Below are 8,932 nucleotides of genomic sequence, written 5' to 3' on the forward strand. Positions count from 1 at the left end.
CTGTTCTTAAGAAAACCCTCACTGTGTCTGGAACAGACACTTTCACCGTAAAGCTGTACTCGCAAAGCCTTTCGTAAAAGGCCACATCATGATCGACATAAGTGATCATCATCAAAGCCTTTCTTGCGGCTTCTCGAAGGTCCTTTTCCGGATCTGAGAACACGATCTTCTCCTTTGAGCTCACTTCCTGAAAAGAAACGCTCGAAGGAGAAATCCCTGCATCGAAGTCTCCAGCGTTGTAGATAACATCCGCAGTGGAAGAAAGTTCCTTCCTGAGAAAAAGGCGCTTCTCGAAGCTTTCCGCTCGAGCCACAAACACTCTTTTTCCAGGGCGCCAGTTTCCAGAGAGGGCTTCCACTATTTTTTCCACTTCTTCATTGTACCACCGTGTTTTGAGAAATTCATGGTTCAAAAGGTCCACAATCAGATCGCGGGGTTCGATTCTTGTTTCAACGAAGACAGCCACCTTCCCCAAAATCGTCCTCGCGGGAAAACAATAGACTCTTCCCTTCACAGGAACGTTTGACTCCAGAACTGTTTTTGTGGTTTCGAAGATGAAAGAGTCAGAAAGCTCAAGGCCGTTCCACAGGATCTTTTCACCGTCACACACTGCCATTCTCTCCGGAAGCCTCAGCACGCAACTTCCTCCTTCTCTCTAAAAGGCTGAACACACATCCACAGTAGTTCTGTCTGTAAATTCCAAGCCTCTTGGAAAGTATTACACCCTCCTGATAAGCTCCTCCCTTTCTGAAATTTTTAAAATAGAACATCACACCGTACTTCTTTTCCAGAGTTTTTCCTATCTCCTCGATCATGGAAAGGTCCTTCTTTGGACTTGCAAGGAGAGTGGTGGAAAAAGAGTCATGCCCTCTCTTCAAAGCTTCCTGAGCAGTTCTTTCTAGGAGAAAACCTATACACCTTTTGCACCTTTCACTGCCTTCGCCGAGATCTCTGTAGTCCTGCACGATGAAATACCACCTTTTCACCTCATTCACTGAGTATTCACCGAAGGACATTTTCAGAGAAAAATGAACCGCCACGTCCTTCACAGCTTTTTTCCTTTTTCTGTACTCCGAAGGAGGCTGAACGTTTGGATTGTAGAAGAAAAATTCCGCATCTTTCACGTGGAACAACGTTGTAAGAAGGTCCGGTGCGCAGCAAACATGTATCAGCACACTCTCACCTCAAAAGAGCCTGGAAGAATCCAAGAGCAAGGTAACTGGCCCATCGTTGATCAGGTGAACGTACATGTGCGCTCTGAAGATTCCCTTTTCCACCTTCAAACCTTTCTTTTCCAGCAGGTTTATGAATTTCTCGTAAAATTTTCTTCCTTCCTCTGGGGGAGCCGCTTCCGTGAAAGAAGGCCTCCTTCCTCTGCGACAGTCCCCGTAGAGTGTGAACTGGGAAACTACAAGCACTTCTCCTCCCACATCCTTCACCGACAGGTTCATCTTTCCTTCTTCGTCTTCGAATATCCGAAGCCCCGATACTTTCTCAGCGAGCCACTCGCAGTCCCTTTCCGTATCGCTCTTTCCAACTCCGACAAAAACGAGGAGCCCTCTTCCAATGGCTCCCACTACCTTTTCACCTACGATCACTTTCGCCTCGTTCACTCTTTGTACGACAGCCCTCATTGTACCACCCTTTCGGCGTCCAGGACATATCTGTAAGCCTTCAATCTGCTCAGAAACTCATTCAACTCGCTGGTGTTGGAGATCTTTATATGGAGTTGAACGAGGATAGGATTTCTGTCTTTCAAAGTCTTCACACCTACGAACTCGGCTCCAAGGTTCGTCACGCGATCTATCAGACTGGGAAGGCTCTTTTCGGAATCGAGAACGACCCTTATGTACGCATCGAACATCTCCGACGCTTCAAGATTCCACTCCGCTGGGAATATCTTCTCCTGAGAAATGCCTTTCAGATTCTTGCAGTCACTTCTGTGAATGGTCATACCCCTCCTGCTCACGACGGCTACTATTGGATCTCCCTTTATCGGATGGCAGCACCTGGCTATGTGAAACTCTATACTCTCTATTCCATCGACCGTTACGATGTTCTGAGATTTTGCCTTTTTCCTCTTCGATCTCTTTTTCACAACTATTTTCTTTCCCAAAACAGCCTCTATCAGATCCTGTGTTGTGATGCTGCCTTCGCCAATCTTCATAAAGAAATCTCTTTCCGGGTAAGAGTTCAGATACTTTTTTATACCATCCGATTGCATCACTTCCTCGAAGGATTTCCCCAGCTTTCGACATATCCTTCTGAGGGTTTCCTTTCCCTTTTCAACGAGCTCTGGAGCGAGTCTTTCCTTCAGAAACCTTCTGATCTTCGCACGGGCACTGTGGGTCCTGGCGTATTTCAACCAGTCGACGCTAGGCCCGGAAGAGTTTTTGTTCACGATGATCTCCACAACATCTCCGTTTTTCAGCTGATAGTCGATGGGAACGATCTTCCCGTTCACCTTTGCTCCACTGTAATGATGCCCTATTTCTGTGTGTATGGCATAAGCAAAGTCAATAGGTGTGGCACCCTTGGGAAGGTGAATGATGTCACCCTTCGGCGTGAAGACAAACACCTCGTCCATTTGAAGCTCTTTCTTTATGTCTTCAAATTCTGTGAATCCCTGAGCGAGTTCTTTTCTCCAGTCCAGGAGCCTTTCTATCCACTCCCGGGCCGTCTTCACGTCGGGCTTTTCCTTGTATATCCAGTGAGCGATGAGGCCGTACTCGGCTTCCTTGTGCATCTCTTCGTCCCTTATCTGTATCTCCAGAGGTTCACCATATCCCGTGATGACCGTTGTGTGAAGAGATCTGTAACCGTTTGATTTCGGCGCAGCGATGTAGTCTTTGAATCTACCGGGAAGAGGCTTCCATATGTTGTGTACGATACCGAGGACGGTGTAGCATGTTGTAACGTCCTTCACCACGACCCTGAGGGCTATGAGATCGTAGATCTCTTCGAACTTTTTTCCCTTCTCCTTCATCTTTCTCCAGATACTGTAGTAGTGTTTATACCTTCCCTCGACGGTGGCCTTTATCCTGTGTTCCTCCAGAGCACTTCGTAAGATTGCGATGTATTCGTTTGTTCTTTTTTCTCTCTCTTTCTTTTTCTCCGCGACGAGTTCCTTTATTTTGTAGTACTCCTCCGGATACAGGACCTTGAAAGCAAGATCCTCGAGTTCCGATTTCATCGAGTATATACCCAGCTTGTGAGCCAGTGGGGCATAGACCTCGAGAGTCTCATAGGCCTTGTACTCTTTCTTTTCCGGATCCTGAACGTACTGTATGGTGCGCATGTTATGGAGCCTGTCGGCGAGTTTTACGAAGATCACACGCATGTCTTCGGCCATTGCCAGAAACATCTTTTGTATGGTTTCTATTCTTTCTCTGGAATCCTGATCTGGTCCAATGGGGGCGTTTATGTTGCTCACCTTGGTAACACCGTCGACTATTCTTGTAATCTCAGATCCGAAGAGTCCCTTTATTTGATCAAGGCTAACGCTCTCACCGTCTTCGACCGTGTCATGGAGAAGGGCTGCAGCCAGCGTGGTAGAGTCAACCCCTAGCTTGGCCAGGATCTTTGCAACCTCCACAGGGTGCGAGATGAACGGGTCTCCAGAGAACCTTTTCTGGCCCTCATGAACGACCCATGCGAACTCGTAGGCTTTCACAAGGAGCCTTTTCTCTTCTCTGGAAAAGCTTCTTTTTCTCAGTGTCTCCAGTTCTTTAACTACCGCCTTTGCTTCCGATTCGAGTTCAGTTCTGTTTAACATCATCTCACCACCGGTTGATCCCTTGTGAAAAAATTATAGCACGGGAGAGGGGTATAAGCCGGATTCTGTCGTGGGTGGTCATCAATCTGGGGTGTGCGTTACCGCACACCTCGAGCGGCCAACCCGGGGGAATAAGGGGAGCAACCTAACCCCCTGCTTGGCCTTGCTCCAGGTGGGGGTTGCCAAGCCGCCGGGTTGCCCCGACGCTGGTGGGCTCTTACCCCACCGTTCCACCCTTGCCCTTATCGGGCGGTCTTCTTCTCTATGGCCCTGTCCGAGGGTCACCCCTCCCGGGCGTTACCCGGCACCCTGCTCCGGAGTCCGGACTTTCCTCGGGGAACGCGAGTGTGCGTCCCCGCGACCACCTACCCCTCTCCCTGTTTATGTAGACTTCTTCTCCCTCACACGCGTTCCAACGAACAGAGCGAGTGCCGTGATCAAGCCCCCAGCAAACTGTGGTACGGTCATTCTTTCTCCCAGCGCTGAGACCGATAGTACCAGAGAAATGAAAGGTTGCGTCATGTACACCAGAGCAGTTGTGTTGCTTCCAACCTCTTTCTGGTACCGCATTTGCCAGAATATTCCAAGAACTGTGGCGAAGAGGCCACTGTACAGTCCGACGATCAAAGCGTTGAGGGGAAGATGCAAACTGCTCGTTCCAAAAGCGAGGTTGACCACTGCGACGGTCAAAAACTGCCAGAACAACATATCTTTTTCTCTTTCCACCTTTGAGAACTTGGTGATCAACACCACATGTAGGGCGAACAACACGGCGCAGAACAATTGGAAGAGATCTCCAAGGGAAAAACCTTTTATTCCACCTGTAAGCAAGTAGATTCCAAGAAAACCGAGTGCGAAAGAGAAAAGATGTATCTTTCTGAGTCTTTCACCCTCCAGAAGGAACGAAAAAATCGGAACGAAAAACACAAAACTCGAGACGATGAAACCGCTCCTGGCTGCGCTGGTGAACTTCAACCCCCACATCTGAAAGATGTATGCTCCACAGAGAACAAGGCCCAGGAGGGAACTCCTTTTGAACCTCCCCGGGCCGAATATCCACAGGGAAATCAAAGCAGCACTTCCAAACCTGACCGCGTTGTAGGCAAAAGGTGAAACTCCACCCACCACAAGTTTTTGCAGAGGAAAGGTCGATCCCTGCAGAGCGGCAGTCAGGAGAAGAAAGATGAGTGCTTTACTTTCCCGCCACATCCAGTACCTCCACCAGAACACTGGGCGCTATCGTACGATAAGACACCTTCACATCGTTTCCAACTCGAACGACCCTCTTCAAAAAGTCAAGGAAGTTTCCTGAGATGGTGAACTCTTCCAGGCCGTGCACGATCTCTCCATTCTCCACCCAGTATCCCTTCGCAAACAGGGAGAATTCACCGGATATGGAGTTTGCACCCGCGTGCATTCCCTCCACTTCTGTTATGACCACTCCCTTTCCCATCTCCTTCAGAAGATCGTCGAAGGACACATCACCCGGCACCAGCATCAGGTTGACGGGTTGTATTCCGTTTTCAAAGCCATTCCCAGTCGGATTCACACCCTCCTTCCTTGCCGTCTTCAGGTTGTGAAGAAAAGTCTTCAGAACCCCTTTCTCTAGAACGTATTTCTCGGTCGTCGGTACTCCCTCGTCGTCGAAAGGAGTACTTGCAAGTCCCTTAGAATGGTAAGGAAGATCTTTTATGGAAACAACCTGGCTTCCCACCTGGCTTCCAAGTTTTCCCTTCAAAGGTGAGAGATTTTTTTGGACATTCTCCGCAGAGATCATCGGAATGAACATCTCTATGAGATCAAGAAGGGCAGTGTTTCTCACCAGAGCAGGGTACTTTCCGGACTCTATCGGCTTTGATCCCACGAGAGAAGTGGCTTCTTTTGAAGCCAGTCTTCCAACTTCTTCCGGATTGAGGTCTTCTGGTACTCTTGCCACCTCGAACCAGAAACCCGATCTGGGGCTCTTGTCCTTTGCTACCGCCATCACAAAAAGATACCCTCCATCCACGATTCCGTCGGCGTTGAGTCCCAGGGTGTTCGAAAGGTGTTTTCTCATCACAACGTCCCGGTACATCACCGTTGGAACCATAGCAATCCTCTCATTACTCGAGGCACTCGCGTGTGCCCGTCTTGCCACCTCTATTTTCTCCCTCACAGAGAGCTTTTCAAACTTACCAGCATAAGTCTCCATGTGTTCATACTTCCCGCCCTCAAAGAAGAATTCCTCTTCCTCACTGTCCTTGATCTGAAGATTACCCAGAGCTTCTTCGAGACAGCGCTCAGGATCTTCAAGGATCTGTGTTCGAAACACACCAGTTTTTCCTTCCTTCAGAACTTTTATCTCAAGGCTGTATTTTCCGGCGTCCGTATACTGATCCAGCTCACCGTTTGCAAGGCGAAGTGAAAATTCTTTTGTCTCCACAAAGCTTATCTGGGCCTCCACAGCTTTCCTTTTTGCCAGAGAAAACAACTTCTCCTTGAATTCTTCCAGAGTCATCTGTTTCGCCCCCCTACTACTATCTCCCTGACTCTTATGGTGGGTTGTCCCACGTCCGCGGGTATCGAACCAGAGAACGAACCACACATTCCCTGGTCACGTGCCAGATCGTTTCCCACCATGTCTATCTTCTGTATGATCTCATGACCTTTCCCTATCAATGTGGCTCCCCGAACGGGCTTTGTGATCCTTCCTTTCTCTATGAGATAGGCTTCAGAGACAGCGAAGTTGAACTCCCCCGTTGCAGGATTCACGGAACCACCACCCATGGTTTTGGCGTAGAGTCCGTATTCCGTGGCGGAGATGATCTCCTCTGGATGGTAATCACCGGGAAGGATGAAGGTGTTGCTCATCCTCGAAGTGGGTGGGAAGGTGTAGTCCTGCCTTCTACCACTTCCTGTACTCTTCATCCCCATTCTCCTTGCACCGAGTCTGTCCACAAGGTATCCAACAAGAACTCCATTATCTATCAGCAAAGTTCTCTGTGTTGGTGTCCCTTCATCATCCACGTTTGCAGAACCCCAGCCGTTCGGAATTGTGGCATCGTCCACCGCCGAAACACACTCCGCGGCAACTTTTTGACCGAGCTTTCCAGCAAAAACGGAAGCCCTTTTAGCCACAGAAGTGGCTTCAAGACCATGCCCTACCGCTTCATGAAAAATCACACCCCCGAACCCGTTCGCTATTACAACCGTCATCTTCCCGGCAGGAGCAGGTTCTGCTTCGACCATCCGGGCTGCAATTCTCGCTGCCTTCCTCGCCGCCTCTTCAACGTCTATTCGCTCGAAGAACTCAAAACCCATGCCAGCTCCTGGACCGTAGAAACCTCTCTCGAGAACACCATCTTTTTCTGCCACAGCGTTTATCATGAGACGTGTCTTCACACGCCTATCCTCAGCCCACACTCCTTCGGAATTCGCTACCAGAATTTCCTGATCGTAGTCCCAGTACCGGACGACCACCTGTTTTATGAGACTCGAGTAATTCTTCGCCGCTCGATAGGCCCTTTTCATAACCGAGACCTTTTCCGTCTTCTCTACCTGATCCGGTGGTATGATCACGACATGTTTTTCTTTCCCTTTCGTCTTGTTGAAATTGAAAGTGAGATCCTCGATCCTCGTTTCCTCCAGGGCCTCCCCCACTTTCCTTGCAATGCTCAACAGATTGTCTCTCGAGAGGTCGTTCGTGTAAGCATAGACAGCTTTCGTGCCCAGAAAACCTCTGATTCCCACGCCGACGATCTCTCCACTCGTTGCTTGTTCCACTTTTCCGTCTTTCAGCTCGAAGCGATTTTCGTACTTCTTCTCAAAAAACAGCTCAGCAAAATCTCCTCCGTTTTTCAAAACAGCCGCTAGAACGTCCTTTATGATTCCTTCACTGAGCACAGCTATCCCTCCTTTCTTGTCTTCATTATACTACGTTTCAAGTTCGGTTTGCGAACCGCATTTGCTCCTCAACTTCGTGTAGAATAGAGAATGGGAGGTGGAAAATCATGAGAAAGTTCTTACCGGTTTTTCTCCTTCTGACAGCCACAGTGATGGCAAGCAATTACGTTCTTATAGTGTACTCAGAACCTCTCTCACAGGTTTTCATAAACGGAAACTACGTGGGAACGGTGGATGTAACTGGTCAGCTGGTTCTCACGCTGGACTCCTCGGGAAAGTTCGTCATAACAGTGAAGAAAAGCTGGTACCTTCCTTACGAGGGAGAGATCGTCATCACGGGCCCGGGTAAGTTCGTCGTCTTTGCCCATCTCAGAGAGGCTGGCGCCCTGAGGGTGTTTTCGAACGTCTACCCGGTGGAGGTTTTTGCGGAAGGGATGTACCTTGGGAAGGTCTACAGTGTAAAGGACGTCCTCTACGTCCCATCCGGCACGGTGACACTCACTTTTAAAGCAGAGGGATACAAAGAGAAAACGGTAACGGTGCAGGTGTCTCCACGAAGCGAGAGGACTCTGAACATTTACCTCGAAGAAAAAGTACTCGAGCTGAATCTGAAGATAGAACCTGAGAAATTCTCCCCAAACGGTGACTGGTACGAAGATCAGACGACTTTCTATATATACTTGTCCAAAACGGCAGATTTGAAGGTGAAAGTGCTGGATGATCAGGGAAGAGTGGTCTGGTCACGCGAGCTTACGGGATCTGAGGGAACGAACAAAGTCACCTGGAATGGGAAGGGAGTTCCGGATGGAAGATACAGGGTGAGGGTTACCGCATCGACGAACGACGAGATCCAATCCGTAGAACAGGAAGTGATCGTCGACAGAAGCGAGTACACGTACTTCAAAGAGCTCTTTATAGGTTCAACCCTGCTGGTGGTGCTTCTGTTGTTGCACGTTCACTAACCTCTGCTTGCAACAAGACAGATGTAGCAAGAGTAAACCAGCAAAAGTGTCACTCCTTCGAAGCGAGAAACCTTCTTCCTTGAAACTGAGAACACGAGTATCAGAAGCGATGTGGCGAATAGGAACATCAGATCCATGGTGTAGTCGGTAACATCCACGGTCAATCTATTGAAAAAAGAGCTCACGCCCAGTATGAGCAGGATGTTGAAAACGTTACTCCCCACTATGTTGCCGACAAGTATGTCACTTTCCCTCTTTACTGTTGAGACGATACTGACCACAAGCTCCGGAAGAGATGTCCCTACGGCAACGA

The 8,932-nt window shown here is 49.0% G+C and carries 8 protein-coding genes, 1 other RNA gene and 1 pseudogene; 1 reads left to right on the forward strand and 9 read right to left on the reverse strand.

Annotation, left to right across the window (positions count from 1 at the left end):
- The 8 genes from J7K79_RS05160 to J7K79_RS05195 form a co-directional block, all read right to left on the reverse strand.
- On the reverse strand, nucleotides 1–637 hold a 637-nt coding region (locus J7K79_RS05160; protein WP_296905852.1), incomplete at its 3' end, for a DUF4940 domain-containing protein.
- The gene (locus J7K79_RS05165) at nucleotides 603–1,175 is read right to left on the reverse strand and encodes an epoxyqueuosine reductase QueH (protein WP_296905854.1); all 573 of its coding nucleotides are present in this window, start codon (nucleotides 1,173–1,175) and stop codon (nucleotides 603–605) included. The genes J7K79_RS05165 and J7K79_RS05160, both read right to left, overlap by 35 nt.
- A gap of 9 nt (nucleotides 1,176–1,184) precedes the next feature.
- Complete coding sequence (dtd, locus tag J7K79_RS05170) at nucleotides 1,185–1,634, reverse strand: D-aminoacyl-tRNA deacylase (RefSeq protein ID WP_296905856.1); 450 nt, start codon at nucleotides 1,632–1,634, stop codon at nucleotides 1,185–1,187.
- Entirely contained in the window at nucleotides 1,631–3,775 is a 2,145-nt protein-coding gene (locus J7K79_RS05175) for a bifunctional (p)ppGpp synthetase/guanosine-3',5'-bis(diphosphate) 3'-pyrophosphohydrolase (protein ID WP_296905858.1), read from the reverse strand. Before J7K79_RS05175 ends, dtd begins: the two co-directional genes overlap by 4 nt.
- Nucleotides 3,776–3,814: 39 nt before the next feature.
- Nucleotides 3,815–4,152: RNase P RNA component class A (gene rnpB / locus J7K79_RS05180), an RNA gene on the reverse strand.
- A gap of 4 nt (nucleotides 4,153–4,156) precedes the next feature.
- The gene (locus tag J7K79_RS05185; protein ID WP_296905860.1) at nucleotides 4,157–4,984 is read right to left on the reverse strand and encodes a DMT family transporter; all 828 of its coding nucleotides are present in this window, start codon (nucleotides 4,982–4,984) and stop codon (nucleotides 4,157–4,159) included.
- Complete coding sequence (locus tag J7K79_RS05190; protein ID WP_296905862.1) at nucleotides 4,968–6,272, reverse strand: TldD/PmbA family protein; 1,305 nt, start codon at nucleotides 6,270–6,272, stop codon at nucleotides 4,968–4,970. Before J7K79_RS05190 ends, J7K79_RS05185 begins: the two co-directional genes overlap by 17 nt.
- Nucleotides 6,269–7,657: a TldD/PmbA family protein gene (locus J7K79_RS05195; protein WP_296905864.1), complete on the reverse strand. Its 1,389-nt coding sequence runs from the start codon at nucleotides 7,655–7,657 to the stop codon at nucleotides 6,269–6,271. The genes J7K79_RS05190 and J7K79_RS05195 overlap by 4 nt, the downstream gene beginning before the upstream one ends.
- Before the next feature lie 107 nt (nucleotides 7,658–7,764).
- Between J7K79_RS05195 and J7K79_RS05200 the strand changes: the two genes are divergently transcribed.
- On the forward strand, nucleotides 7,765–8,619 hold the full coding sequence (locus J7K79_RS05200) for a FlgD immunoglobulin-like domain containing protein (RefSeq protein ID WP_296905883.1): 855 nt from the start codon (nucleotides 7,765–7,767) through the stop codon (nucleotides 8,617–8,619).
- Here J7K79_RS05200 and J7K79_RS05205 read toward each other — a convergent pair.
- Nucleotides 8,616–8,932, reverse strand: a pseudogene (locus J7K79_RS05205) (sodium:calcium antiporter); the annotation flags it as partial. The gene J7K79_RS05200 and the pseudogene J7K79_RS05205 sit on opposite strands and share 4 nt — an antisense overlap.

The sequence above is a fragment of the Thermotoga sp. genome (assembly GCF_021162145.1).
Classification (GTDB): Bacteria; Thermotogota; Thermotogae; order Thermotogales; family Thermotogaceae; genus Thermotoga.